Origin of the sequence: Bowmanella yangjiangensis, from assembly GCF_018531185.1 — a bacterium.
GTDB classification, from domain to species: domain Bacteria; phylum Pseudomonadota; class Gammaproteobacteria; order Enterobacterales; family Alteromonadaceae; genus Bowmanella; species Bowmanella yangjiangensis.
The window spans coordinates 426,381-452,229 of record NZ_JAHDJU010000003.1; the positions used below are offsets into that span (position 1 = coordinate 426,381).

Sequence of the window (25,849 nt, forward strand, 5' to 3'; positions counted from 1 at the left end):
ATTGACAGCAACCCACAATTGATACATTATCACATAACAATTAATTTTTGAGACTCACCGTGAAGGATATACTTGGCGCTCTCGCTTCAGCACTATGCATTTGCCATTGCTTGTTTACGCCATTGCTTGTCGCACTTGGGGCGACTGGGCTGCTGGTCGATAGCCTCACTACCGAATGGTTTCATTTAGTCCTGTTCATCCCCATACTGCTGCTATTGATGATTAGCTTACCTAAGGCACATTGTCAGCATAAAAGTCCGGCACCTCTGGGTATGGCTGTCGTAGGGATCACCTTATTGGTATTGTCGCTTTTCAGCCATGACGAGTTGGAGCTGATATTCAGCCTTGGCGGCGGCACATCATTGATTGTGGCGCATTTATTGAATCGCCATCTGCTTAACAAAGTGCGGCAGCTTCAACCCTATCATTCGGCTTCCAACAAAGCTTGTTAGCCCACTCGGCATAAAAATCTGCAAGCCTATCCGCTCTGTTAGTGAGCTAGATGATTGCAATGCAACAAACTATCTCCATAATGTGCGCCATCGCAACTTGAGGATGCCATTATGGAAAAACTGGTTGAAAAACTGATCTACTCTTCGCGCTGGTTGATGGCGCCTATCTACCTGGGGTTAAGCCTGGCTTTACTGGCGCTGGGCATCAAGTTCTTTCAGGAAGTATTGCATATTCTGCCGATTATCCTGTCGATGAAAGAAGCCGATCTTATCCTGGTAGTGTTGTCATTGATTGACCTGGTCCTGGTCGGTGGTCTGATTGTGATGGTAATGTTTTCCGGCTACGAGAACTTCGTGTCGAGACTGGATATTGATGGTGACAGCGAAAAGCTGGATTGGTTGGGGAAACTGGACTCAGGCTCTTTAAAGAATAAAGTGGCCGCCTCCATCGTCGCCATTTCTTCAATTCACTTGCTGAAAATTTTTATGAATGCGCAGGCCATAGATAACCAAAAGTTGTTCTGGTACGTGATTATTCATCTGACCTTCGTGTTATCAGCTTTCGCCATGGGCTATCTGGATAAACTAACCCGTAAAGGATATACCGACAAATAACGCTAAAAGCGTTACTTGAGAGACAAAAAAGGCGCCGATTGGCGCCTTTTAATTAGCTTCTTGAAGCTGCGATTAACGACGCAGACCCAGACGCTTGATCAATTCCAGGTAACGGTCCTGGTTCTTGCTCTTCAGATAGTCCAGCATGCTACGACGCTGGCTTACCATGCGCAGCAGACCGCGACGAGAATGGTGATCTTTCTTATGATCCGCAAAGTGACCTTGCAGCTTGTTGATATTGGCAGTCAGCAGTGCTACTTGCACTTCTGGAGAACCAGTATCGCCTTCTTTTACGCCGTAATCAGCGATGATTTTTGCGGTTTCTTCTTTAGTTAGTGACATATCTTTCTCCTAAGTTAAGACCGGCCGATCACTAATTCAGCGGGTCGGAAAGAGGCGGTATTATAGCGACGCCGCAAAGAATAGCAAGCGGCGTAAAATAACATCAATAGACCACCAGCCGCTTGGGTGCTAAGCGTCCGGGGCGCTCTACTTCGGCCACGCCGAGGAAGCGTCCATCATCTTCAGCATAAGCGCGCACCAGTCCGTTTAACTGGCCGGTATCGGCTTCAACCTGATTGCCGTTACTGAAAAAGCCCAGCTTTTGCAGGCTCACAGTCACAGCTGGCAAACTGGCCACCGCAGTATCCATGGGCAGCAATAAGGCATCCAACTTGTCGAAGTCTGTTTGCCCGTCCTGCGTGCAGCTTTCCGCAAAGCTTTGCAGATCATCGAAGCTCATCATTTGTTCAACGGGGTAATCAGCCACTCTGGTGCGATCCAGCATAGTGACATAGGCACAACAGCCTAACATCTGGCCCAAATCATCAACCAACGAACGAATATAAGTGCCCTTAGAGCAATGTACCAACATATCCACTTCATCCGTTTCAAAACGGCTGATCTGAATATCGAAAATTTCGATATCGCGAGCCTCGCGGGGTACCTCAATACCCTGTCGGGCATAGTGATAAAGCGGTTTACCTTGATATTTCAACGCGGAAAACATAGACGGGATCTGTTTGCTTTTGCCTTTAAACCCCATAACCGCATCGACTACTTGCTGCTCAGTGACCTGAACAGGGCGACGTTCAACAATCTCGCCATCGGCATCGGAGGTGGTGGTACGAATACCCAGTTTGGCAGTCACGCGGTAAGTTTTGTCGGCATCCAGCAAAAACTGGGAAAACTTAGTCGCTTCGCCTAAACAAATCGGCAGCATACCGGTGGCCAATGGATCCAGGGCGCCTGTGTGACCGGCCTTGGCCGCAGCAAAGACCCGACGCACCTGTTGCATCACTTGATTAGAGGAACCACCAAGCGACTTATTGAGTAGGAATATGCCGTTAACATCACGGCCTTTCTTACGCCTGGCCACCTATTCTTTGTCCTCTGCGTCCAAATCTCTACCAGCCTGACGGGCACGCTCTTTATCTTTATTAATAGTATCCGTCAGCAAACTGGATAGACGCATACCTTCGGTAATAGACACGTCTTGCACAAAACGAATGGCCGGTACCGTACGCATGCTCATACGCTTAGACAGTAAGGTGCGCACAAAGCCTTTATTCTCATCCAATATGGCCAGCTGTTCTTTGATCTTTTCTTCATCCGTATCGAAGAACGTCACAAACACTTTGGCGTGCGACAGATCACGAGAGACCTCCGCACCTGAAACCGTTACCAGACCCAACCTTGGATCACGATTCTTAAATTCGTTTTGCAAGATACTGGCAACTTCTTTATGGATTTGCTGACCGACCCGGTCTGTTCTGGAAAATTCTCTTGCCATGATTTTTACTCTCGTAAAGACAGCAACGGAGGCCTGTTACCAATAGTGGCGGCCCCCGTTACCTATATTTCTGACACAACAGGGGCTAAGCCCCTGACAGGAATCAGATTTCGCGTTTGATCTCGATGGTCTCGAAGACTTCGATCTGGTCACCTACGCGGACATCGTTGTAGTTCTTCACGCCGATACCACATTCCATGCCGTTACGCACTTCAGATACATCATCTTTGAAGCGACGCAGGGACTCCAGTTCGCCTTCGTAGATCACGACGTTGTCACGCAATACGCGGATCGGCGCACTACGCTTGACGATACCTTCGGTGACCATACAGCCAGCGATAGCACCCAACTTGGGTGAACGGAAGACGTCACGTACTTCAGCCAAACCAATGATCTGTTGCTTGAACTCAGGTGCCAGCATACCGCTCATTGCACCTTTCACTTCGTCAATCAGGTCATAGATAACGCTGTAGTAACGCAGGTCGATTTCTTCGTTCTCAATCACCTTACGAGCCGTTGCATCCGCACGAACGTTGAAACCAACAACAATCGCACCAGAAGCGGCAGCCAGGCTGGCATCAGTTTCGGTAATACCACCTACACCACTACCTACGATGTTTACTTTCACTTCGTCGGTAGACAGTTTCAGTAAGGAATCACTGATGGCTTCTACAGAACCTTGTACGTCTGCTTTCAGTACCACGTTCAGCTCACTGACATCACCAGCTTCCATATCAGCGAACATGTTCTCCAGCTTAGCCTTCTGTTGTTTGGCCAGCTTCAGTTCACGTTGCTTGGTACGACGGGTGCTAGCTACTTCACGGGCTTTACGTTCGTCCTGAACCACACGAGCATCATCACCTGCGGCAGGAACACCTGACAGACCCAGGATTTCAACCGGTGTTGAAGGACCCGCTACTTTCACATCCTGACCATGCTCATCGCGCATCGCACGCACGCGACCATACTCAAAGCCACACAACAGGATGTCACCGGCTTTCAGTTCACCTTGCTGCACGAGTACGGTAGCGACCGGACCACGACCTTTATCCAGACGTGATTCGATAACCAGACCTTTAGCTGGGCCTTTAGGTACGGCTCTCAGTTCCAGTACTTCGGCCTGCACGGAAATCGCTTCCAACAGATTGTCCACGCCCATACCAGTCTTAGCAGACACAGGCACGAACTGGTGCTCCCCGCCCCACTCTTCGGAAATAACGTCCAACTGCGACAATTCAGTTTTCACCCGATCAGGATCGGCACTTTCTTTGTCCATCTTGTTGATAGCAACAATCAGTGGTACGCCAGCAGCTTTCGCGTGCTGTACGGCTTCTTTGGTTTGTGGCATCACACCGTCATCGGCAGCCACCACCAAAATAACGATATCCGTGGCCGTTGCACCACGAGCACGCATAGCAGTAAAGGCCGCGTGTCCAGGAGTATCTAAGAAGGTAATTTTGCCCAGGTCGGTTTCTACGCTGTAGGCACCGATGTGCTGAGTAATACCACCCGCTTCACCCGCAGCCACTTTTGCACGACGGATATAATCCAACAAAGAGGTTTTACCATGGTCAACGTGACCCATGATGGTAACAACAGGTGCACGAGTCGTCTTGTCGGCAGTGGTATCCTCTGCCAACAATTCGTCTTCAAGCGCATTGTCGTTAACCAACTCGTATTTGTGGCCCATCTCTTCTACTACCAGCACGGCCGTGTCTTGGTCCAGCACTTGGTTGATAGTGACCATCTCACCCATTTTCATCATGGTTTTGATCACTTCGGTAGCTTTGATAGCCAGTTTGTTGGCTAGTTCGCCAACGGTAATTGTTTCGCCTAATTTAACCACACGTTCCACCGGCTGGGCTGGCTTGTTGAAGCCATGCATCAAGTCAGCACCAGCGTTCTTTTTCTTTTTGGCCTTGCGACGGCGTCCGCCGCGCTCAAACTGCATATCCTCTTCGTCTTCGGCTTCCTGAGCATAACGATTGGAATGCAAATGTACTTCTTCTGCCTCACGGCGACGGCGGCGCTCATCTTCTTCTTTCCAGCGACGCTCGTTCTCTTCAGCCAACTTGCGAGCTTTTTCGGCTGCTTTCTTGGCTTCTTTTTCCAATTTTTTCTGGCTTTCTTCTTCCTGAGCAACACGAATCTGTTCAGCTTCCTGGCGAGCTTTTTCACGCTCAGCACGCTCTTCATCGCTCAGGTTAGTTTCTTTCTCACGCTGCTCAGCTTCACGACGTTCACGTTCGGCACGCTCAGCCTCGGCGCGAGCCTTAGCTTCAGCTTCTTTACGCGCTTTCTCTTCTGCCGCTTTTCTGGCCTCTTCTTCAGCAATCCGTTGGGCTTCTTTAAGCGCCGCTTCTTCCTCAGCACGACGTTTGGCTTCTTCTTCGGCCAAACGCGCCTCTTCGGTTTCGCTGCGTTTTACATAAGTGCGTTTTTTACGCACTTCGACTTTGACTGACTTGGACTTACCCGCTGCATTAATGCTTAAGGTACTGGTGGTACGACGCTTAAGTGTCATGCGCGTCGGTTCAGCCGTACCTGCACCACCATGCTGACGACTCAGATGGTCAAGCAAAACGCGCTTTTCATCTTCCGTCACCTGATCGTTCTGGCGCTTTTCAATACCTGCGTCAGCAAATTGCTGAACTAGGCGGTCAACCGATGTGCCAATATCACCGGCAAGCTTTTCTATGGATACATCTGCCATGAGTGCTAGTTCCCCCGTTGACCTTACTCTTCACTAAACCAAACGATGTTACGGGCAGCCATGATCAATTCAGCTGCTTTCTCTTCGCCCAGTTCCTCTATATCACTGATTTCATCGACGCCTTGCTCAGCAAGGCCTTCCAGATCGGTTATACCGCGACTGGCCAGAATAAAGGCCACGTGTCTTTCCATGCCAGGCAGGTTAAGCAGTTCTTCCTTAGGTTCTGCATTATCCAGTGATTCTTCATTTGCCAGCGCCTGCGTGGTTAATGCGGCGCGAGCACGCTCACGCAACTCTTCCACCATCTCCTCTTCAAAGCCATCAATGGCCAGAAGCTCGGCGACTGGTACATAAGCAATTTCTTCCAGTGACGTGAAACCCTCTTCCACCAGTACGGCAGCGAAATCTTCGTCAATATCCAGGCCTTTTACAAAGCGCTGCAATACTTTAGAGTTTTCCTCTTCGTGCTTAGCATTGAGGTCTTCCACCGTCATCACGTTCAGTTCCCAACCAGTCAGTTGACTGGCCAGACGCACGTTTTGTCCACTACGGCCAATGGCTTGAGCCAGATTGTCTGCCTCAACCGCAACATCCATAGTACGGTTGTCTTCATCTACGACGATGGCGGCGACTTCGGCAGGGGCCATGGCGTTAATCACGAATTGCGCCGGATTTTCATCCCACAGCACGATATCAACACGCTCACCACCCAGTTCACCGGACACAGCTTGTACCCTAGAACCACGCATACCTACGCAGGCACCAACAGGATCTAAACGCTTGTCGTTGGTCTTCACCGCAATTTTGGCTCGCGAACCTGGGTCACGGGCAGCGGCTTTTATTTCAAGCACTTCTTCAGCTATTTCCGGTACTTCAATACGGAACAGTTCGACCAGCATCTCAGGCTTGGAACGGCTGACAAACAGCTGTGCACCGCGTGCTTCAGGCTTGATGACATAAAGCAGACCACGCACTCTGTCGCCTGGACGGAAGGTTTCACGGGGTAGCATGTCTTCGCGATAAATCACACCTTCAGCATTATTGCCAAGGTCAATGATAATGTTGTCGCGGTTAACTTTTTTAACAGTACCTGTGACCAATTCACCAACACGGTCTTCATATTCGGCCAGTACCTGAGCACGCTCGGCTTCACGTACTTTCTGTACTATTACCTGCTTGGCAGTTTGTGTAGTAATACGGTCGAAGGCAATGGACTCGATCTGCTCTTCCACATAGTCGCCAAGCTGAATTTCCGGCTCGTCGATCTGCGCTGCAGACAGCGTAATTTCGGCAAAAGGATTCTCCTGGTGCTGATCATCAGGAATGACTCTCCAACGACGGAAGGTATCAAAATCGCCGGTTTCGCGATCGATACTCACCCTAACCTCAATTTCGCCTTCATTCTTTTTCTTTGTCGCACTGGCGATAGCATATTCCAACGCTTCAAAGATCTTTTCCCTGGGTACTTGCTTCTCGTTGGATACAGCCTCAGCCACTAATAGAATTTCTTTATTCATTGCCCTGTTGCCTCACAATACTTCCACGTTGCTGGTTAAACAGCCTGCCGACTTCGACTCTGTTGTCGTTAGTCGAAGTTAGGAACCAGATTACCTTTTTCAATATTGGCTATGGCCAGTTGATAGGACACGCCATCCACTTCCACGGTCAGGGTGCCGTCTTCACAAGCAAGCACCTTTCCTTTGAAATTACGTCTGTTGTCCATTGGCATTCTCAGCTTCACAGACACAGTTTCTCCCACTACGCTAAGGTAATGAGCTTCCTTAAATAGCGGCCTGTCCATGCCGGGAGACGACACTTCCAAGTCATACTCGGTAGAAATCGGATCTTCCACATCTAAAACAGCACTGACCTGATGACTAACATCCGCGCAGTTATCCACCGAAATACCGTCTGGGTGATCGATATAGACGCGCAAGGTCGAATGCCTTCCGGCGCGCACAAATTCAATACCAAGCAGCTCAAACCCCAGTGCTTCAACAGCAGGGGTCAGCATATCGGTTAAGGCATGTTCCAGTTTTGACACAGCCAGGCTCCAAAAACAAAAAAAGGGCACAAAGCCCAGACAATATTCGGGGACAAGCCCCTTACAACCTATGTATTCCAACGTTACCTTTACTCATCATTGACGGAATAAAGCGAACGCTGAGGACCAAGACTAACAAAAAGCCCCGATATTTACGGGGCTTGTCAGGTCTGGATTCTAGTCCAAGTATTCTGCATCATCGTTACAAGATGATGAAACAAGCTGCATATAGGCACAGCTTGCTGGAGAAATGCATAAAATGTATTTCATCCCCTTGAAATTCAGGACGTTACTATTCAATGAAGAGGGAGCCCGTCCTGATTTCGACGGCGAAAGTATAAAGTTCGCCGCCTCAATTTGCAAGTTAAGCCCAATTAGCTTAGCCAGCCGGTATAGCCTACCGAGGATTCAGTAAGCGAAAAGCCGACAAGGGTTAACTTGTCGGCTTTTCAAGTTGGTTGCGGGAGCCGGATTTGAACCGACGACCTTTGGGTTATGAGCCCAACGAGCTACCAGGCTGCTCCATCCCGCGTCTGAAGTCTTTTCTTGTCTGGGCTGTTTCAGCACCCCGTCTCAAGATGGTGCGTATTATACATAGGCCCGAAGACCGCGCAAGCCAAATTATGAAATATTAATGAAACAATGGATCGTTCGCTCAATTAACCAGCTAAACGTACAAACAACCAGCAAAATTCGGTAGTTAGCAATAGATTCCGCTCTGCATAAAAGAGACGACCAAAGGACCATAGGGGATTTTCAACGATTCTCTCTTACTTTAATAAAGAGTAAATAGCCTTATTCCTGTTAAACAGTATTGAGTTCAAACTCCATGATTGTCTGCGCGAGAATCACAAGAGGTCAAAACGAAGTGGCAACGAGAATTGATATCATTAGATAATACATTGATTTGTATAAACAATTTCCAATAATTCGAATATTACACTACACTTGACGGCATCTTTTCTGATACACGGATTTGAACCAATGAAAGGTAACGCCAAGATCATTGACGCATTGAACCTGTTGCTGGCCAACGAGCTGACAGCAATGGACCAATACTTTATTCACTCTCGGATGTATCAGGACTTTGGCCTGAACAAGTTATTCGAGCGCATTGACCACGAGTTTGATGACGAGAAAGGCCACGCAGCTGCCTTAATCGAGCGTATTTTGTTTTTGGAAGGTACGCCAGACATGACCAAACGGGATGGCCTGAATATCGGCCAGGACGTTCCCGCCATGCTGCAGGCAGATTTGAACCTGGAGTACGACGTGCAACGCTTGCTGAAAGACACCATTAAGTTGTGTGAACAAGAGCAGGACTATGTTAGTCGCGATATGCTGACCGGCTTGCTTAAAGATACTGAAGACGATCACGCTTACTGGCTGGAGCAACAACTACGTTTAATTAAACTAGTTGGTCTGCCTAATTATCTGCAATCACAAATGTAATCCATCACTGGATATATAAAGCGTGAAGCACTGGCTCAAACCAGTGCTTCATTTCATTCCCTTTGTCGCTAAACATTCAGCAGCAAGAACTCCCGCTCCCAAGAACTAATCACCTCATTAAAGGCTTCGCATTCATTACGCTTAACGGCACTGTAGGCATATGCAAAGTCTTCCCCCATGATGTGACGAAGGGGCTCGCACTTATCCAGCAAACGCAACGCTTCCTCAAGATTGCGGGCGACCTCGATTTCCTGCGTATAGGCATTACCTTCGTTAGCTTGCTGAGGTTGAAGATTTTCCAAAATACCCAAGTATCCACAGGCTAATGTTGCAGCAAAAGCCAGGTATGGATTGGCATCTGAGCCAGGCAGACGATTCTCTACCCGGAAACCATCAGGTTCGCTATCCGGCACACGCAATCCCGTGGTCCGGTTGTCGTATCCCCAGTCAAAATTAATCGGCGCCGAATTATCCGGCGTGAAACGACGATAAGAGTTCACATTAGGCGCAAAGAAACAAAGTGCACTTGGGCCGTACTTTTGCAACCCGGCAATATAATTGAAGAACAAACTGGAGTACTTGCCATCTTTGGTGGAAAACGCGTTGTGTCCACTTTTTCTATCTACCAGGCTTTGGTGGATATGCATGGAACTACCTGGCTCACGACGCATCGGCTTAGCCATAAAGGTCGCGTACACCCCGTTCGACAGGGCAATTTCCCTGACCACACGTTTAAATAGAAAAACTTCGTCGGCCAGTTTAAGCGGGTCGCCATGCAGGAAGTTAACTTCAAACTGTGCCGCCCCGGATTCATGGATCAAGGTATCAATACCCAGCTCCATCTTTTCGCAATAGTCGTACATCTGGTCAATGATTTTCTCAAACTCATTCACCGCATCAATGCTATAGCTTTGTCGCGCTGACTCACGTCGTCCTGAGCGCCCTACCGGTGGGGTTAACTCATAGTCCGGGTCGGTATTTTGCGCGACCAGAAAAAACTCCACTTCTGGCGCCACCACAGGCACCAAATCCTTACTTTGATAAAGCGCCAAAATTTTCTTCAACACATTACGTGTGGACAAGGGGTGAGGCTGACCACTGGACAAATAGCAGTCATGAATAATCAGCGCAGTACGCTCATCAGCCCAAGGGACTTCGCGAATAGTAGAGGTATCAGGCTCCAGAAACATATCCGAGTCAGTTTCGCTGACAATATCGTAATGTTCACTGGTGTATTCACCGGTTACGGTTTGAATCAAGATACTCTCAGGTAAGCGGCTTTCCTGCTTTATAAACTTTTTCGCAGGAATAAATTTGCCCCGAGCATTGCCCGTTATATCAGGCACTAAACATTCAACTTCCGAGATGCGATGGCTGGAGAGCCACTTCTTAACATCATCCATATATCACCTGTTGGATTGTGCTCATAATTCTATTTCGAATTATCATTCGATATGCTAGGGTAAAAAGTGTTAATTAACAATATGGCATATTGCCAGATAAGCTAATTTTTATACCTGCTTGGGTTCTTTACCTCGCTAATCTATGACAAAGAGGCCGGGATGGAAGACATACGTCACCAGTACTACCAACAGACGGTAAACAAGCAGGTTAACTGCCCCACTTTCAGCGGCCAGCAACAGGTTGATGTCTGTATCGTTGGTGGCGGATTAACGGGTTTGTCTACCGCCCTGCACTGCGCAACACGAGGCTTAAGCTGCGTATTGTTGGAGGCAGAAACCCTCGGATTTGGCGCTTCTGGACGCAATGGTGGTCAGGTCAGTCCGGGGCAGCGGCTGGACCAAACCACGCTCGAAGCTAAAGTGGGCCACGAGCCAGCCGGTAAACTATGGCAACTGGCGCTTGATTCCATCGATTTGGTGCGCAACTTAATTGACCGACACCAGATTGACTGTGACTTCGTGCCGGGTGTTTTGCACACAGCCTTTAAGTCCAGTCATGCCAAAGAGATGCGTGACAATGTACGAAAGCTCAACGAAGAATATGGGTACCACGATACCCGCTATATTGAGCGGGATGAGCTGTCGCAGATGCTGGCCAGTCCACGCTATCATGGTGCCGAACTGGATATGCGAGCCGGACACCTGCACCCCTTGAATTTCACTCTTGCGCTGGCCGAATTGGCCCAACAAGCCGGTGCCAGCCTGTATGAGCGCAGCCGTGCCACAAAAGTAACCAGCACTAAACAAGGCATAAGAATTGATACCGCTGATGGCCAGCTCATGGCAAGTAAACTGGTGCTGGGATGTAACGGTTACCTTGGCGATTTATTTCCCAAAGTAGCCGGTAAAATTATGCCCATCAATAATTTCATCGTGGCTAGCCGCCCGCTCGGTGAAAACACCGCGCGGCAGCTTATTCGCGACAATGTTGCGGTTGCCGATTCAAAGTTTGTGATTAATTATTTTCGCACCACGCCGGATCATCGCCTGCTGTTTGGTGGCGGTGAGAACTATTCATCGCGCTTCCCGGATGACATCCGTACCTTTGTCCGCCCCTATCTGGAAGAAATCTTTCCGCAACTGCAGGGAATTGAACTGGAGTATGGCTGGGGAGGAACTCTGGCCATTACATTGAACCGTATGCCACATTTTCAATGTCTGGATAATCGTATCTATGTGGCACAGGGTTATTCAGGACACGGTGTAGCCTTAGCCACCCTGGCTGGTAAGCTGATTGACCAAGCTATCGCCGGTCAGCCGGATGATTTCAATGCGTTGGCCCGTTACCCTACTCCCACCTTTCCTGGCGGTACGTGGCTGCGTTATCCCGGCCTGGTAGCGGGCATGCTCTACTATGCGCTGCGTGATAAGTTTGGAAACTAATAAAACATGAGCAAACCTTTAACACCCAGGATATCACCCAGCCAAAAGCGCTCTATTGCCCGTCAGGAACAGATACTTGAAGTGGCTGCTGTGCTTTTAGAAAAACTCGGACCTGCGGCACTTACTACCATACGAATAGCAGAAGATGTAGGTATTTCAGTTGGCACTCTGTACCACTATTACCCCAATAAAGAAGCTATTTTACATGCGATGGGACAACGTTGGCTGCAACAGATGGCAAATACCCTTAAGCAAGATGAGCAGCAGTCACCGGCTAACTTGCATGATTTTGCTGAGCTATTTGTCAGTCATATGCATCAGTTATACAAAAAGCAGCGGGGCATTTTGCATCTGGTACAAGCCATGTTCGCCATCCCCCAATTGATGCCATTGGATGAACAACATGATGAACTGGTTATCAATCACGTAGCGAATCGTCTGGAGAAAATGGGGGTAAAACTGCCGTTGACAGAACGACAGCGTATTGGCCGAACCTTTCATGAAACCAGCCACGCTTTATTATTAGTGGTGGTCAATCAATCCAAACCCAGAGGCAGCAAAACACTTGAAGAACTCAAGCGTATGCTGCAAACCCTGGTCGTGTCTTTTACCTAGGCTTATTTTTGGCTGGCCAATAAATAAAGCATATCTGTTGTCAGCGTGGCCGCTAACAAGCTGGTGATCTGGCTGTGATCATAGGCGGGACAGACTTCCACCACGTCCATACCGACGAAGTTCAGCCCTTGCAGTTGGCGCAATAGCTCTAAAATAAAATGCGGGCTGATTCCACCGATAACAGGCGTACCGGTACCCGGTGCAAAGGCCGGATCAATACAGTCTATATCAAAGGTCAGATAAACCGGGGCATCCCCCATGGTTTGCTTAATCCGCTCGGCAATATCCACTGCCTTGGCATGCCAAAGCTGCTCGGCCGGGATCACCTCAAAGGGCGTCTTGCTGGAATGGTCAGTGCGGATCCCAAGCTGCATTACCTTACCATCTAGTAGTAAGCCCTGCTCCCTGGCGTGATAAAACACACTACCATGGTCGAACTCACTGCCACCTGAATAATCGTCGGTGTGTGCATCGAAATGCAGCAGTGCCACAGGGCCCCGTTTGGCCACCATGGCTTGTAATACCGGCAACGTGACCAAATGGTCACCACCGAAGGTAAAAGGTATAGCCCCCAGGTCCATGACCTTACTAATATGCTCGCGCACCGCTTGCATGGCGCCGGGTGCATCGCCATGGGAGAAATTGACATCCCCCACATCGGCAATCTTAAGTTTTCGTCTCAGGGAAAATTTCCATGGGTGACGTCGTTGCTCCCAGCCAAGATTGGCGGAAGCCTGGCGAATAGCGGTAGGTGCAAAGCGCGCCCCAGGCCTGCCAGACGTGGCAAGGTCAAAGGGCACGCCGCCAATGACCACGTCGGTATCCTTATCCATTTTGCTTTTGGACGCGAATACAAAGGTGTTAGCTGGCTGATAAAGCGAATAATTGGCGTTGGTCATAAATCTGCATCAAAGAGTGTTGAGATAAAAATCATATTCCTTGAGCGTCACGGTTTGTTCGAACTTGAGCAGTTCCTGCTCCTTGCAAGCCCGGTAGACTTGGATAAAGTCAGCCCCAAAATATTGGTTGAAGACCACCGACTCGCTTAACAGCGACAGTGCATCCGGTAAACGGCAAGGTAAGGATGGGTTGTCGAACTCGAACGTATTGCCTTCCTGCGGCGCAGGTGGGGTGAGCTTGTTGGAGATACCATGATACATGGCAAACAGCACCGCCGCCATCGCTATATAAGGGTTGGCATCCGCACCGGCTACTCTGTGTTCAACCCGGCGGCTATGGGGCTCACCCGGCGGTATGCGCACCGCTACAGTTCGGTTATCAATGCCCCAGTTGACATACATGGGCACATACAGATTGGGCTGCATACGGCGATAGGAATTAATATTGGGGCATAAGAATGCAGTGCTCTCCTGCATAGTCTCTAAAAGCCCGGCTACTGCACTTAGCAGTAAGGGATTCTCGTCGGCTTCCCCTTCTCCAAAAAGATTTTCACCGTCCTCATCTACCAGGCTTACGTGTAAGTGCAGCCCACTGCCAGCCAACGCCCCATAGGGCTTAGCCATAAAGGTTGCTTGCATACCATGCTGCTCGGCAACCTGATGAATGATGCGCTTGAGCATCATGGCATGGTCACAGGCCAGCAAGGGATCGTCCCCATGGCGCAGGTTAATTTCAAACTGCCCCGGTGCATATTCAGAAACCGCTGTATCCGCTGGCACGCCCTGGGCCTGGCAGCAACTATCTACATCCAACAGAAATTCAGCAAAATCATCCAGATTGAGCATGGAATGGCATTGGGTGTTGGCTTCACGCTTACCGGTTTTGGGAGAAATGGGGGGCTGAATATGGCCGGTTTCGGTACGCTCGGCATCGATAAGATAGAATTCCAGCTCCACCGCGACCACCGGATGCATGCCCAACTGTTTAAATAAGCTGACAGCGCGGTTCACCTGATGACGAGGGTCCAGCAGCACCGGCTCCCCCTCATAATCGTACATGCTGAACAGCACCTGAGCGGCAGATTGAGTGTGCCAAGGGCATATTGCTAGGGTTTTTAAGTCTGCATAACAAACGCGATCCGGCTCACCAATCTCCAGCCCCAATTGCGACTCTTCTACCGTCTCACCGGATGCGTCCAGCGCCAGCACAGAGAACGGAATGTGCATGCCCTGCTCGAGTACGGACTCAATGGCATCCCGCTTTACCCGCTTACCTCGTGCCACACCATTTAAATCTGACAGAATCAGGTCAAAAACTTCTACATCCGGGTAATTGACAAGAAAGGAGCTTAACTCCATGATCATCTCCGACGTTTATTATATTGAACACTTGTTCGTGTTCATCTCAGTTAAACATAAAGCATATTGGACATTCCAGCCTGAAAAACACCACTTTGTTAACGATTAGTTAAACTAAGCTTTGATGTTTTGCACACTAAATCAGCAGATTGCCACTTGAACTTTATTATTAACTCCAATAGCTTGAACCTAACGTTTCAATATTTTGTTCAGTGAGCCATACAAGTGCGAAACGCCAGTCCATTATTTATCGGTGTTTGTGCAGACCTGATAGTGCGTGGTCCTCATGCCTATCATCAGTCAGGCGACAAATATATCCGGGCCTTGATGCACGGCGATACGCCCGTGGTACCGCTGGTTATCCCGGCGCTTTTTCATACCCTGTCGGAAGCATGCAAATCCGCTTTTATAGAGAAGCTGGATGGTGTTTTGCTAACAGGATCTTATTCCAACCTGCATCCCAGCTATTACGAAGAAGCGGAACAGGAAGGTGATGACGCCGAGCGCGATCCACATCGTGACGCCAGCAACTGGGCCTTATTCGATAGTGTTTTAACTGCCGACCTCCCAATGCTGGGTATCTGTAGGGGTTTTCAGGAACTCAACGTCTACTTTGGCGGCAGCCTGCACCACAGGTTGCATGAAATAAAAGGGCTGATGGATCACCGAGAAGACAAGGAACAGCCAGTTGAGCAGCAATACGCCCCCGCCCATCCTGTGCAATTGAGTGGCCAAGGAATTCTAAGCGAATGGTTCGCTTCACAACAAAGCATCCAGGTTAACTCCATTCATATGCAAGGGGTTAAAGAGCTAGGTCATGGCTTACAAGTTGAAGCGAGAGCCGAAGACGGATTGATTGAGGCGTTTTCGCGTCCGCATTCATCTTTTCTGCTGGCCGTACAGTGGCACCCCGAATGGCGTCCTGAGCAGTATCCTCAAAATGCGCGGATACTGACGGGGTTTATTGAGGCTTGTCAGACCTGGCGGGACAAAAGGAGTCAACGATGAAGACATTACAAGAATGGCAAGCCGCTGATGCGGCGCATCACTTGCACCCTTTTACCAACCAGGCAGATATCAATCGCAAGGGCTCCAGGGTGATAAGTCATGCCCAGGGTGCCTATATATTTGAAGCCAACGGCCATCGGCTATTGGACGGAATGTCCGGGTTATGGTGCTGCAACTTGGGTTACAGTCAACCGCGCATCAATCAGGCCATTGCCGCCCAGCTTGAAGAGTTGCCCTACTACAATACCTTCTTCCAGTGCACCCATCCGCGCGCTACTGAGTTGGCTCAAGCAATCAGTGACAAGGCACCTGCACATCTCAATCGGGTGTTTTTCACCAATTCAGGTTCCGAAGCCAATGACTCAGTGCTGAGATTAATTCACCGCTATTGGGATGCCAGAGGAAAGCCACAACGAAAAGCTATTATTGCCCGGCAAAACGCCTACCACGGCAGCACTATTGGCGGTGCCAGCCTCGGTGGCATGGGTTTTATGCACGAGCAGTTTGAACCCTTGGGAGGAATTCATCATATTCCACAACCCTATTGGTTCGAAGCCAGCAAAGACGTGGCTGACATGGATGAGCAGAGTTTTGGGCTATGGGCAGCCAACCAGTTGGAACAAAAAATACTGGCCTTGGGTCCCGATCATGTTGCCGCTTTTTTTGCCGAACCCATTCAAGGTGCCGGTGGGGTAATCATCCCACCGGACAGCTATTGGCCGCGCGTACAGGAAATTTGTCAGCAGTACGGCGTATTACTGGTGGTTGACGAGGTCATCTTTGGCTTTGGTCGCACCGGAGAATGGTTTGCCAGCCAATTCTATCAACTTGAACCAGACTTTATCGTGTTTGCCAAAGGCATCACCAACGGCTTTGTGCCTTTGGGTGGTGTGTTGGTATCGGACAGGGTGTCAGAGGCACTGCTGTCCCATACCAATGATCTGGCCCATGGTTTTACTTACTCAGGCCATCCGGTAGCTTGCGCTGCTGCATTGGCCACTCTGGAGATTTTGGCCGAAGGGCATATCGACAAGGTGAAAAATGAGCTAAGTCAGGCTATGCGAGATTATTGGCTGCCCCTGGCCGATCACCCACTTGTGGGACAAGCCAGATGTAAAGGATTAGTGGGCGCGCTGGAACTGGTGAAGGATAAATCCAGCAAGCAGCGATTTGCCGGCAACGGGCGTGCCGGTACAGTCTGCCGGGACATGTCCCTGCAGGCCGGTCTGGTCATGAGGGCCACGGGCGATACTATGATTATCGCTCCGCCATTCATTCTTGACCGCAATGAAATCAAGGACTTAACTGAGAGAGCCTGGCAAGCACTGGATTTGGCCCAGGCACAATTACAACAATAACAAACCTGGACAACAGTGAAATCAGCACGATTGACCTAAACCTCCAACTTATTGAATAAGGAAGAACAATGACATTCTCCCCAAAATTGCGGTTACTTGCCGGCTCCGTGCTGGCCACATCGGTTTGCGCTGCAGCTCAGGCCGACACTGTGCATGTGTACAACTGGAGCGATTACATCGCCGAAGACACAGTGGCCAACTATGAACAGAAATCTGGAAACAAGGTAGTGTATGACGTATTCGACTCCAATGAAGTAGTCGAAGCTAAACTACTGACTGGCAATACCGGTTTCGATGTAGTGGTACCTTCTGCTCAGTTTTTAGGGCGTCAGATTAAGGCTGGCGTGTTTGCCAAACTCGATCGCAGCAAGCTACCAAACTGGAAGCATTTGGATCCTATGCTGATGTCCAAACTGGAAAAAGTCGATCCGGGCAATGAGCATGCCGTACCTTACCTGTGGGGTACCACAGGCATTGGCTACAATGTGGAGAAGGTCAAAGCCATTTTAGGTGAGGACTTCGAAGTCAACAGCTGGGATATGATCTTCAAACCCGAAATCATTTCCAAGCTCGCCGAGTGCGGCGTAGTGACCTTGGATGCCGCGTCTGAAATCGTACCTGCTGCCCTGCACTATCTGGGCATGGATCCAAATACTAACGATACCAAGGAAATCGAAAAAGCCGGCAAATTGCTAAAATCCATTCGCCCGCATATCCGCTATTTCCATTCCTCTCAATATATCAATGACCTGGCCAACGGCGATGTGTGTGTAGCTGTGGGTTGGAGCGGTGATGTATTCCAAGCTGCTGATCGTGCCGAAGAAGCCGACAACGGTGTGACCGTAGGATACGTGATCCCCAACGAAGGCGCCGCCATGTGGTTTGACATGCTGGCCATTCCGGCCGATGCCAAACAGGTTGAGGCCGCTTACGACTTCGTAAACTATCTGATGGAGCCCGAAGTCATCGCCGGTATCAGTGACTATGTGTCCTACCCCAACGGCAACAAAACCTCTACCAGCATGGTTGACCCGGAAATTACCGGAAACCCCGCCATTTACCCGCCTGCCGAGGTAATGGAAAAGCTCTATACCTTTGAAGTACGCCCAGCCAAAGTTTCCCGCGCCACCAATAAAGTGTGGACGGAAATGAAGGCCGGTAAGTAATCATAGGGTGTGTCCGGGCACCATTGGGTTGCCCGGACCTGACAAATTGCGATAAAGGATCCCCGTACCGATGACCTTGAAACACCTTTCTAACTCTCCCAGCCCGGTGTTGCTGGAACTGAAAAATCTAAGTAAGCATTTTGACGGCCATCCGGCCGTGCGTGACGTCAACCTGCAATTTTATCAGGGTGAAATTTTTGCCCTGTTAGGCGGATCCGGTTGCGGAAAATCCACCTTGCTGCGCATGTTATCCGGCTTTGAAATTCCAAGCGGTGGCAAGATCTTGTTAAATGGCGAAGATATCGCGCAAATTCCCCCTTATCGCCGCCCATTTAATATGATGTTTCAATCCTATGCGCTGTTCCCGCATATGACGGTAGAGCAAAACATTGCTTATGGATTGCAACAGGACAAATTAAGCAAGGCAGACATTGCCAGCCGCGTAGAAGAGATGCTCAAACTGGTACACATGACCCAGTATCGCCAGCGCAAACCCGCCCAATTATCCGGTGGTCAGCGTCAACGGGTTGCCCTGGCTCGCAGCCTGGCAAAACGCCCTAAACTCCTGCTGCTCGATGAACCCATGGGGGCGCTGGATAAGAAGCTGCGTGGTGAAATGCAGTTAGAACTGGTGAATATCATCAAGCAAGTGGGCGTAACGTGCGTGATGGTGACTCATGATCAGGAAGAAGCCATGACCATGGCTGATCGTATCGCCATTATGCATGCGGGTGAAATTCTGCAAATTGGCTCTCCACACGACATTTATGAATTCCCTAATTGCCGTTATGTGGCTGACTTTATTGGTGAGGTTAACCTGTTCGCCGGTGAGATCGTGGAAGAAGAGCCAGCCTATGTGGTTATTAATGTGCCAAACCTGGCCAGACCCATATACATAGACCACGGTATCAGTGGTCCGGGTAATACCCGCCCGGTGAGCGTTGCCGTCAGACCGGAAAAAATCCGTATCAGCGCAGAACAGCCGGACGAACAGTATAACTGGGGTACGGGTATCATTGATGACTTGGCATATCTGGGCCAGCACAGTATTTATCATATCCTGTTACCCAATAAGCAGTTTATTCAAGTTACCCAAACCAACGACAGGCGCCGTGAGCTGCCATTTGAACTGGAACAGGAAGTGTATGTTTCCTGGTCGCCAGATGCCTGTGTGGTGCTGGAGGAATAAGCATGGAACTGCTCAAAAGCCTCCGGCAAAGCTGGCTGTTCAGACCACGCAGCGGTGTCATCGCCATCCCCTACATCTGGCTGCTGCTGTTTTTCCTGGTGCCTTTTATTATTGTGCTGAAGATCAGTTTCGCTGAAACCGAAATTGCGATTCCTCCTTACACAGATTTGGTCACCTATGAAGACAACCATCTGACCATCGACCTGAACCTGGGCAACTATGCCTATCTGTTCAACGACGATTTGTACCTGACCGCGTATCTAAGCTCCATTCGTATCGCCTTTGTCTCAACACTGTTATGCCTGTTGATTGGTTATCCGATGGCGCTGGCCATCAGCCGGGCACCGGCATCAACTCGTAATGTATTGTTGTTACTGGTTATTCTTCCGTCATGGACGTCTTTCTTGATTCGTATCTATGCCTGGATAGGCATTTTGAAGCCCAATGGCTACATCAATAATTTTCTGATGAGCCTGGGCATTATTGACGAACCTATCATCATGCTGCATACCGATTTTGCCGTGTATATCGGCATCGTTTATGCCTATCTGCCCTTTATGATCCTGCCGCTGTACGCCAATATGATGAAGCTTGATCATAGTCTGGTGGAAGCCTCTCAGGATCTCGGTGCGTCGCCCTTCACTACCCTGACCAGGGTTATCGTGCCGCTTACCAAAGCAGGCATTATCGCCGGCTGCATGCTGGTATTTATTCCGGCCGTCGGTGAGTTTGTCATCCCTGAACTGCTGGGGGGCCCGCAGACCCTGATGATAGGCAAGGTGCTATGGGAAGAGTTCTTCAACAACCGTGATTGGCCGGTCGCTTCGGCTGTCGCCATTGTCATGCTGGCGTTGCTGATCATTCCTATTATGTGGTTTGACCGCATCCAGAATCGTCAAACGGAGGAAGCCTGATGCGTTTTTCCTTCAGTAAGATGATGTTGTGGCTGGGATTGGCGTTCCTGTACGCACCAATGCTGATTTTGGTCATTTATTCATTTAACGAATCACGCCTGGTTACAGTCTGGGCGGGATTTTCGACCAAATGGTATGGAGCACTGCTGGACAACCAGAAGCTGTTAGACGCAGTGGCCAACAGCCTGAAAATTGCCTTTTTCTCCGCCACCGCAGCGGTTATTTTGGGAACCCTGGCCGCTTTTGTGCTGGCCAGATTCAAGGGCTTCAAAGGCAGCACCTTACTACGAGGTATGATTACCGCGCCGCTGGTTATGCCGGAAGTTATTACGGGTTTGTCGTTGTTGCTGTTGTTTGTGGCCATGGCACAGTTAGTGGGTTGGCCGGGAAGTCGCGGTATGACAACGATTTGGCTGGCGCACACCACGTTTTGTACTGCATATGTTGCCGTGGTAGTAGGTTCAAGGCTGACCGAGATGGACATGTCGGTGGAGGAAGCGGCGCAGGACCTTGGCGCAACGCCGTTTAAAGTATTCTTTACTATTACCTTGCCGATGATTGCCCCCGCGCTGGTTTCGGGTTGGTTGCTGGCCTTTACCCTAAGCCTGGATGATCTGGTGATTGCCAGCTTCGTTTCCGGCCCAGGCTCAACGACCCTGCCTATGGTGGTTTTCTCCTCTGTGCGACTGGGCGTCAGTCCGGAAATCAACGCCCTGGCAACCATCATTATTGGTATTGTCACCAGTTTGGTGTTTGCCTCCTGGTACTACGCCAGACGGGTGGAGAAAGCCCGGCTGCGCGACCAACGGGCGTTGTCACAATCATGAAAGTCGGTAAGCGTATTAAAGCATTGAGAAAGCAGCGAGGCCTGTCCCAGCGGGAGTTGGCCAAGCTAGTCAATCTGCCCAACAGCACGCTGTCGATGATTGAACGGGATGCGGTCAGCCCGTCTATTAGTAATCTGCACAAGATACTAAACGGGCTGTCGATGCCGCTTAGTCAGTTTTTTACCCATGATTTTGTCGAAGAGGACAAGCTTGTTTATGGCCCCGACGAACTGACAGACATAGGTAGTGACGGTGTGCAATATCTGCTGGTTGGGGCAGAAAAGGCCGACCGGCAGCTGACCTTTCTGCAGGAAGTGTATCCGCCGGGCAGTGGTACCGGCGAAGAATGGATAAGTCATCCAGGTCAGGAAGCTGGCACAGTATTAAGTGGTGAACTGACCATATTGCAGGGCCATCAGGAATATCAATTAAAAGCCGGAGACAGCTACTATTTGAATACCCAGTTGCCCCACCAGTTTGTTAACCGGGGTAATGAGGTATGCAAAATTATCAGTGCCGTCACCCCGGCCAGTTTTTAACGCCCAAGGAGAATCCGATGAGCGACAAAACCTATGCCCAGTGGCAAGCCTATTGCCAAGCGCTTGTCAGCCAGCAACGAATCGAAGGGCGAGCCTTTATTAACGGCGGCTATAGGCAAGCGCAAAGCGGACGCAGCTTCGATTGCATTAACCCGGCAAATGGCGAAGTCATTGCACAAATTGCTGAATGTGATGAAGCCGATGTTGAGATGGCGGTCAGTGCCGCCAGACAAAGCTTTGAGTCTGGCGTATGGCGAAATCAGTCACCTAAAGTACGCAAAGAGACACTGATTAAACTAGCCGCCTTAATGGAGGCAAACCAAACCGAGCTTGCTGCGCTGGAAACCCTGGATATGGGCAAACCCATCAGCGAGAGTTTTCATGTGGATGTGCCGGGTAGCGCCGATGTGATTCGCTGGCACGGCGAAGCCATCGACAAAATCTATGATGAAGTAGCCCCCACCCAAGATGATGTGCTGGCCACCATCACCCGCGAGCCTATTGGTGTGGTAGCGGCTATTACTCCCTGGAATTTTCCATTGTGGCTGGCTTGCTGGAAAATTGGCCCGGCATTGGCGGCGGGCAACTCTGTGGTACTCAAACCTTCGGAGAAATCCTCACTGACCGCGATTTTTCTGGCACGCCTTGCCAGTGAAGCCGGTATTCCAGACGGTGTTTTTAATGTGGTGCCAGGATTTGGCCACACAGTAGGCAAAGCGCTGGGGCTGCATATGCAGGTTGATTGCCTGGCCTTTACCGGCTCTACTCGTACCGCCCGCACCCTACTTGAATATGCCGGTCAATCCAATATGAAACGGGTTTGGCTGGAAGCTGGTGGCAAAAACCCGAATATTATCTTCGCCGATTGCCCAGATCTGGATAAGGCCGCCCGCAGCGCCGCATCTGGCTGTTTCTACAATCAAGGCGAAGTATGTGTGGCCGGCACCCGTTTGTTGGTGGAACGCAGTATTCACGATGAGTTTGTACAAAAAGTCGTGGAAGCCAGTCGCTATTTCAAACCCGGCGACCCCTTAGATCCCGCCACCAATATGGGGGCCTTGGTGGATAAACAGCATCAGGGCAATGTGCTGCAATACATTCAATGGGGCCAGCAAGGTGGTGCCACTTTAGCCTTAGGTGGCGAGGCGGCGCTTGATGCTGACAAGGGGGCTTTTGTTGAGCCCACCATTTTCACCGGTGTTAATAACCAGATGCGTATTGCCAGAGAAGAGATTTTCGGCCCTGTGATGGCGGTGATCCCCTTTGACGATGAGCAGCAAGCCATTCAAATCGCCAATGACACCGACTACGGTCTGGGCGCGGCACTGTGGACTGGCAATTTGTCACGCGCCCATAAACTCGCCAAACAACTGCGAGCCGGTTCAGTGTGGATAAATAACTATAACGACGGGGATATGACGGTGCCTTTTGGTGGCTTTAAGCAATCCGGAAACGGCAGGGATAAATCCCTTCATGCGTTAGATAAATACACTGAGCTGAAAACTACATGGATCCAGCTTTGATCAATCAGGAAATCAGTCGCAAATAGCAAAGGTTTAAAAACGAACCCGGTCATCTTGTCTTTGACATTAAGACCATTGGGAAACTGTCCCAATCCAAGGCGGAGTGAGTTGTCCCGTCTAGATTCTAACAATAATGTATTGAAGGAAACCAGGATGAAACTCAAAACCAAATTACTCTCAAGTGCCCTGCTTCTTGCTCTACCGGCGCTGGCCAATGCCGAGGTCAGCGGCTATGTCACACTGACTTCGGACTATATGTTCCGGGGCCTTAGTCTGAACGACAAGGACCCAGCCATTCAGGCTGGCCTTGATTGGAGTTCGGAAAACTCCGGCTGGTATGCCGGAGTCTGGGCATCCCCAGTAACAGATGACACAGAAGTGGATCTGTTCGTCGGCTATGCCGGCGAATTGTCTGAAGGGCTGGAATATGACCTCATGGCAGTTTACTACGCCTATCTGGATGAAAACGAATACAACTACATGGAACTGCACGCCGGGCTAAGCAAAGCTCTGTCAGATAATTTCAGCTTGGGTGTGAATCTTGATTACACCAATGATTCTTTAGGCTCCAGCGCCTATGAAGACATGAATGCCCTGCATATGTCAGTTGTGGCCAGTTTCAGCATTCAGGAAGACCTCTCACTGGAGCTCGAGTACGGCCGCCAGGGCTGGGAAGAATATGGCGAAGATGAAGACTATGACTGGGGTCGCCTGTCTGTGCTTAAAGACTATGGCAACTTCTCTTTTGATGTCAGCGCCTGGTACAACGACCTGGATGGTGACGACTCATCCAAGTTCACCCTGGGCGTCAGCTACAACTTCTAGTCGCTCCGATTAGCCGTTTGCCAGGCCCAATCGGGCCTGGTTTCCCCATTGGGAGGTAAATAATGGGTGAACTTGTCAGCAGCTATTATCAGTTTAATGCCGGTAGTACCAATTACCCCAAATTGCAGGGTACCCTGGATACCGACGTATGTATCTTAGGCGGGGGGTTTACCGGCTTATCATCAGCTTTACACCTGGCTCAAGCCGGAATGAAGGTGGTTTTGCTGGAAGCCAACCGTATTGGTTTTGGTGCCAGTGGCCGTAATGGCGGGCAAATCGTTAACAGCTACAGCCGAGATGTGGATCATATTGCCGCACGCTACGGTCAGGCTGCTGGTGACGCCATGGCCGCCATGATGTTCGAAGGGGGCGAGATTATCCGCCAGCTAATCGAGCAATACCAAATTGACTGTGACTATGTGCCCGGTGGTGCCTTCGTGGCCATGAATGCCAAACAGATGCAGCATCTTGAGGCGCAGCAACGTTTATGGCAGCAACACGGTAATCAGCAGCTCACCCTGTTAGATCGTAATGCCCTGGCAGATATCGTCAGTTCCGACCGCTATGTCGGTGGGCTTAGTGATGGTTTAAGCGGACATATCCAGCCCTTGAAGCTGGCGCAAGGTGAAGCCCGCGCTATTCAATCTCTGGGTGGACAAATATTTGAACAAAGCCCGGTCACTCGGGTGGAACGGGGTAAAACCGTGCAAGTGCATACTGCACTGGGTTCAGTTAACGCGCGTTATCTGGTCGTCGGTGCCAATGCCTATCTTACCCATGTGCTGCCTGAGCTAAGCAAACGCAATATGCCTTGTGGTACGCAAATCATTACCACTGAAGTATTAGGTGAAGCACGTTGTCGCGAACTTTTACCGGCCAATTATTGTGTAGAAGACTGCAATTACCTGCTTGATTACTATCGTACCACGGCAGATCATCGACTGCTTTACGGCGGCGGCGTGGTGTACGGTGCCCGCGATCCGGCCGATATAGAACGTTTGATTCGGCCCAAACTGGAGGCCACCTTCCCCAGCCTGAAAGGCGTAAAAATTGATTTTAGCTGGACAGGGAATTTCTTACTGACCTTATCTCGGCTACCTGAATTTGGCCGTTTGGACAACAACATCTACTACATGCAAGGTTACAGTGGCCACGGAGTCACCTGCACTCACCTGGCCGGTAAAGTTGCCGCCGAAGCCCTGACAGGTCAGGCTGGTCGCTTTGACGTTTTTGCCAAGTTACCACACTTACCCCTATTGGGCGGGCGGGCCTTACAGATTCCATTTACGGCCTTAGGTGCTGCTTATTACAACCTGCGTGACAAATTGGGGATCTAAGATGTCAGTCATTAAATTCACCAGCACAGACAGCAGTTTTGACAGCTACCCCACTCCGCTGGAAAAACAGTTGAGTGGCCCGGTTACCCAATATATTGCGAATCATTACTCCGACCCGACCAATCAATTTCATGTCGGTTTCTGGGGCAGTGAGGTGGGTAGTTGGCGAGTAAGCTACAGCGAACATGAATACTGCCAACTGCTGGAAGGTCGAGTTGAACTGGAAGATGATCAAGGCAATAAAACCCCGATCCTCGCCGGTGAGCACTTTGTGATCCCGGCTGGGTTCAGCGGTATATGGCACAGTCTGACACCATGCAAAAAACTCTATGTAATATATGAAGCAACGCCCCCAACAACGGCAGAAACAACTTAA

25 protein-coding genes and 1 tRNA gene are annotated in these 25,849 nt (G+C 50.0%); 16 read left to right on the forward strand and 10 right to left on the reverse strand.

What is annotated here, in order from left to right; genetic code table 11:
- Positions 1-59 precede the first annotated feature (59 nt).
- Positions 60-452, forward strand: coding sequence for a MerC domain-containing protein (locus KJY73_RS17515; RefSeq protein WP_214344989.1), 393 nt, complete (start codon positions 60-62; stop codon positions 450-452).
- 111 nt (positions 453-563) lie between these two features.
- Positions 564-1,067: a TIGR00645 family protein gene (locus tag KJY73_RS17520; RefSeq protein WP_206593977.1), complete on the forward strand. Its 504-nt coding sequence runs from the start codon at positions 564-566 to the stop codon at positions 1,065-1,067.
- A 72-nt stretch (positions 1,068-1,139) separates the two neighbouring features.
- On the opposite strand, the gene rpsO is transcribed toward KJY73_RS17520, so the two are convergent.
- The 7 genes from rpsO to KJY73_RS17555 form a co-directional block, all read right to left on the reverse strand.
- Positions 1,140-1,409 (reverse strand): 30S ribosomal protein S15, encoded by a 270-nt coding sequence (gene rpsO, locus KJY73_RS17525; RefSeq protein ID WP_206593976.1) that lies wholly within the window; start codon positions 1,407-1,409, stop codon positions 1,140-1,142.
- 103 nt (positions 1,410-1,512) lie between these two features.
- Complete coding sequence (gene truB, locus KJY73_RS17530; protein ID WP_214344990.1) at positions 1,513-2,445, reverse strand: tRNA pseudouridine(55) synthase TruB; 933 nt, start codon at positions 2,443-2,445, stop codon at positions 1,513-1,515.
- Positions 2,446-2,859: a 30S ribosome-binding factor RbfA gene (rbfA, locus tag KJY73_RS17535; protein WP_214344991.1), complete on the reverse strand. Its 414-nt coding sequence runs from the start codon at positions 2,857-2,859 to the stop codon at positions 2,446-2,448.
- A gap of 103 nt (positions 2,860-2,962) precedes the next feature.
- Positions 2,963-5,572 carry a translation initiation factor IF-2 gene (gene infB, locus KJY73_RS17540; RefSeq protein WP_206593973.1) on the reverse strand — a complete coding sequence of 870 codons (2,610 nt, stop codon included), beginning with the start codon at positions 5,570-5,572 and terminating at the stop codon, positions 2,963-2,965.
- Positions 5,573-5,595: 23 nt separating this feature from the next.
- Positions 5,596-7,089 carry a transcription termination factor NusA gene (gene nusA, locus KJY73_RS17545; protein ID WP_214344992.1) on the reverse strand — a complete coding sequence of 498 codons (1,494 nt, stop codon included), beginning with the start codon at positions 7,087-7,089 and terminating at the stop codon, positions 5,596-5,598.
- Between the two features lie 68 nt (positions 7,090-7,157).
- On the reverse strand, positions 7,158-7,616 hold the full coding sequence (gene rimP / locus KJY73_RS17550; RefSeq protein WP_206593971.1) for a ribosome maturation factor RimP: 459 nt from the start codon (positions 7,614-7,616) through the stop codon (positions 7,158-7,160).
- 455 nt (positions 7,617-8,071) lie between these two features.
- Positions 8,072-8,148 (reverse strand) — tRNA-Met (locus tag KJY73_RS17555).
- 452 nt (positions 8,149-8,600) lie between these two features.
- Here KJY73_RS17555 and bfr point away from each other — a divergent pair.
- Entirely contained in the window at positions 8,601-9,068 is a 468-nt protein-coding gene (gene bfr, locus KJY73_RS17560; RefSeq protein WP_214344993.1) for a bacterioferritin, read from the forward strand.
- A gap of 68 nt (positions 9,069-9,136) precedes the next feature.
- Here bfr and KJY73_RS17565 read toward each other — a convergent pair whose 3' ends face one another.
- On the reverse strand, positions 9,137-10,471 hold the full coding sequence (locus tag KJY73_RS17565) for a glutamine synthetase family protein (RefSeq protein ID WP_206593969.1): 1,335 nt from the start codon (positions 10,469-10,471) through the stop codon (positions 9,137-9,139).
- A gap of 159 nt (positions 10,472-10,630) precedes the next feature.
- On the opposite strand from KJY73_RS17565, the gene KJY73_RS17570 reads away from it, so the two are divergent.
- Positions 10,631-11,914, forward strand: a complete 1,284-nt coding sequence (locus KJY73_RS17570) for an NAD(P)/FAD-dependent oxidoreductase (RefSeq protein ID WP_214344994.1) — start codon at positions 10,631-10,633, stop codon at positions 11,912-11,914.
- Between the two features lie 6 nt (positions 11,915-11,920).
- Entirely contained in the window at positions 11,921-12,529 is a 609-nt protein-coding gene (locus KJY73_RS17575; protein ID WP_214344995.1) for a TetR/AcrR family transcriptional regulator, read from the forward strand.
- A 2-nt stretch (positions 12,530-12,531) separates the two neighbouring features.
- Here the strand turns inward: KJY73_RS17575 and speB are convergent, their stop codons facing one another.
- A complete protein-coding gene (speB, locus tag KJY73_RS17580; protein WP_214344996.1) occupies positions 12,532-13,428 on the reverse strand; it encodes an agmatinase in 897 nt (298 codons plus the stop codon).
- A 9-nt stretch (positions 13,429-13,437) separates the two neighbouring features.
- The gene (locus KJY73_RS17585; protein WP_232848718.1) at positions 13,438-14,787 is read right to left on the reverse strand and encodes a glutamine synthetase family protein; all 1,350 of its coding nucleotides are present in this window, start codon (positions 14,785-14,787) and stop codon (positions 13,438-13,440) included.
- Between the two features lie 225 nt (positions 14,788-15,012).
- Here KJY73_RS17585 and KJY73_RS17590 point away from each other — a divergent pair, with 225 nt between their 5' ends.
- From KJY73_RS17590 to KJY73_RS17640, 11 genes are all read left to right on the forward strand, one after another.
- Entirely contained in the window at positions 15,013-15,795 is a 783-nt protein-coding gene (locus KJY73_RS17590; protein ID WP_214344998.1) for a gamma-glutamyl-gamma-aminobutyrate hydrolase family protein, read from the forward strand.
- Complete coding sequence (locus KJY73_RS17595; protein ID WP_214344999.1) at positions 15,792-17,153, forward strand: aminotransferase; 1,362 nt, start codon at positions 15,792-15,794, stop codon at positions 17,151-17,153. Before KJY73_RS17590 ends, KJY73_RS17595 begins: the two co-directional genes overlap by 4 nt.
- A 68-nt stretch (positions 17,154-17,221) precedes the next feature.
- Positions 17,222-18,319 (forward strand): extracellular solute-binding protein, encoded by a 1,098-nt coding sequence (locus KJY73_RS17600; RefSeq protein WP_214345000.1) that lies wholly within the window; start codon positions 17,222-17,224, stop codon positions 18,317-18,319.
- 70 nt (positions 18,320-18,389) lie between these two features.
- On the forward strand, positions 18,390-19,508 hold the full coding sequence (locus KJY73_RS17605) for an ABC transporter ATP-binding protein (protein ID WP_214345001.1): 1,119 nt from the start codon (positions 18,390-18,392) through the stop codon (positions 19,506-19,508).
- Between the two features lie 2 nt (positions 19,509-19,510).
- Positions 19,511-20,422: an ABC transporter permease subunit gene (locus tag KJY73_RS17610; RefSeq protein ID WP_206593960.1), complete on the forward strand. Its 912-nt coding sequence runs from the start codon at positions 19,511-19,513 to the stop codon at positions 20,420-20,422.
- Positions 20,419-21,249, forward strand: coding sequence for an ABC transporter permease subunit (locus KJY73_RS17615; protein ID WP_206594023.1), 831 nt, complete (start codon positions 20,419-20,421; stop codon positions 21,247-21,249). The genes KJY73_RS17610 and KJY73_RS17615 overlap by 4 nt, the downstream gene beginning before the upstream one ends.
- Positions 21,246-21,788 (forward strand): cupin domain-containing protein, encoded by a 543-nt coding sequence (locus tag KJY73_RS17620; protein WP_206593959.1) that lies wholly within the window; start codon positions 21,246-21,248, stop codon positions 21,786-21,788. Before KJY73_RS17615 ends, KJY73_RS17620 begins: the two co-directional genes overlap by 4 nt.
- Positions 21,789-21,805: 17 nt before the next feature.
- On the forward strand, positions 21,806-23,311 hold the full coding sequence (locus KJY73_RS17625) for an aldehyde dehydrogenase (RefSeq protein WP_214345002.1): 1,506 nt from the start codon (positions 21,806-21,808) through the stop codon (positions 23,309-23,311).
- A gap of 153 nt (positions 23,312-23,464) precedes the next feature.
- Positions 23,465-24,136, forward strand: coding sequence for a TorF family putative porin (locus KJY73_RS17630; protein WP_214345003.1), 672 nt, complete (start codon positions 23,465-23,467; stop codon positions 24,134-24,136).
- 62 nt (positions 24,137-24,198) lie between these two features.
- The gene (locus KJY73_RS17635; RefSeq protein WP_214345004.1) at positions 24,199-25,473 is read left to right on the forward strand and encodes an NAD(P)/FAD-dependent oxidoreductase; all 1,275 of its coding nucleotides are present in this window, start codon (positions 24,199-24,201) and stop codon (positions 25,471-25,473) included.
- Position 25,474: 1 nt separating this feature from the next.
- Positions 25,475-25,849 (forward strand): cupin domain-containing protein, encoded by a 375-nt coding sequence (locus KJY73_RS17640; protein ID WP_214345005.1) that lies wholly within the window; start codon positions 25,475-25,477, stop codon positions 25,847-25,849.

Coding starts and splice junctions, on each gene's coding strand:
- KJY73_RS17520 (WP_206593977.1), top strand. CDS start 564: ATGGAAAAACTGGTTGAAAAACTGATCTACTCTTCGCGCTGGTTGATG.
- rpsO (WP_206593976.1), bottom strand. CDS start 1,409: ATGTCACTAACTAAAGAAGAAACCGCAAAAATCATCGCTGATTACGGC.
- rbfA (WP_214344991.1), bottom strand. CDS start 2,859: ATGGCAAGAGAATTTTCCAGAACAGACCGGGTCGGTCAGCAAATCCAT.
- infB (WP_206593973.1), bottom strand. CDS start 5,572: ATGGCAGATGTATCCATAGAAAAGCTTGCCGGTGATATTGGCACATCG.
- nusA (WP_214344992.1), bottom strand. CDS start 7,089: ATGAATAAAGAAATTCTATTAGTGGCTGAGGCTGTATCCAACGAGAAG.
- bfr (WP_214344993.1), top strand. CDS start 8,601: ATGAAAGGTAACGCCAAGATCATTGACGCATTGAACCTGTTGCTGGCC.
- KJY73_RS17565 (WP_206593969.1), bottom strand. CDS start 10,471: ATGGATGATGTTAAGAAGTGGCTCTCCAGCCATCGCATCTCGGAAGTT.
- KJY73_RS17570 (WP_214344994.1), top strand. CDS start 10,631: ATGGAAGACATACGTCACCAGTACTACCAACAGACGGTAAACAAGCAG.
- KJY73_RS17575 (WP_214344995.1), top strand. CDS start 11,921: ATGAGCAAACCTTTAACACCCAGGATATCACCCAGCCAAAAGCGCTCT.
- speB (WP_214344996.1), bottom strand. CDS start 13,428: ATGACCAACGCCAATTATTCGCTTTATCAGCCAGCTAACACCTTTGTA.
- KJY73_RS17585 (WP_232848718.1), bottom strand. CDS start 14,787: ATGGAGTTAAGCTCCTTTCTTGTCAATTACCCGGATGTAGAAGTTTTT.
- KJY73_RS17595 (WP_214344999.1), top strand. CDS start 15,792: ATGAAGACATTACAAGAATGGCAAGCCGCTGATGCGGCGCATCACTTG.
- KJY73_RS17600 (WP_214345000.1), top strand. CDS start 17,222: ATGACATTCTCCCCAAAATTGCGGTTACTTGCCGGCTCCGTGCTGGCC.
- KJY73_RS17605 (WP_214345001.1), top strand. CDS start 18,390: ATGACCTTGAAACACCTTTCTAACTCTCCCAGCCCGGTGTTGCTGGAA.
- KJY73_RS17610 (WP_206593960.1), top strand. CDS start 19,511: ATGGAACTGCTCAAAAGCCTCCGGCAAAGCTGGCTGTTCAGACCACGC.
- KJY73_RS17620 (WP_206593959.1), top strand. CDS start 21,246: ATGAAAGTCGGTAAGCGTATTAAAGCATTGAGAAAGCAGCGAGGCCTG.
- KJY73_RS17625 (WP_214345002.1), top strand. CDS start 21,806: ATGAGCGACAAAACCTATGCCCAGTGGCAAGCCTATTGCCAAGCGCTT.
- KJY73_RS17630 (WP_214345003.1), top strand. CDS start 23,465: ATGAAACTCAAAACCAAATTACTCTCAAGTGCCCTGCTTCTTGCTCTA.
- KJY73_RS17635 (WP_214345004.1), top strand. CDS start 24,199: ATGGGTGAACTTGTCAGCAGCTATTATCAGTTTAATGCCGGTAGTACC.
- KJY73_RS17640 (WP_214345005.1), top strand. CDS start 25,475: ATGTCAGTCATTAAATTCACCAGCACAGACAGCAGTTTTGACAGCTAC.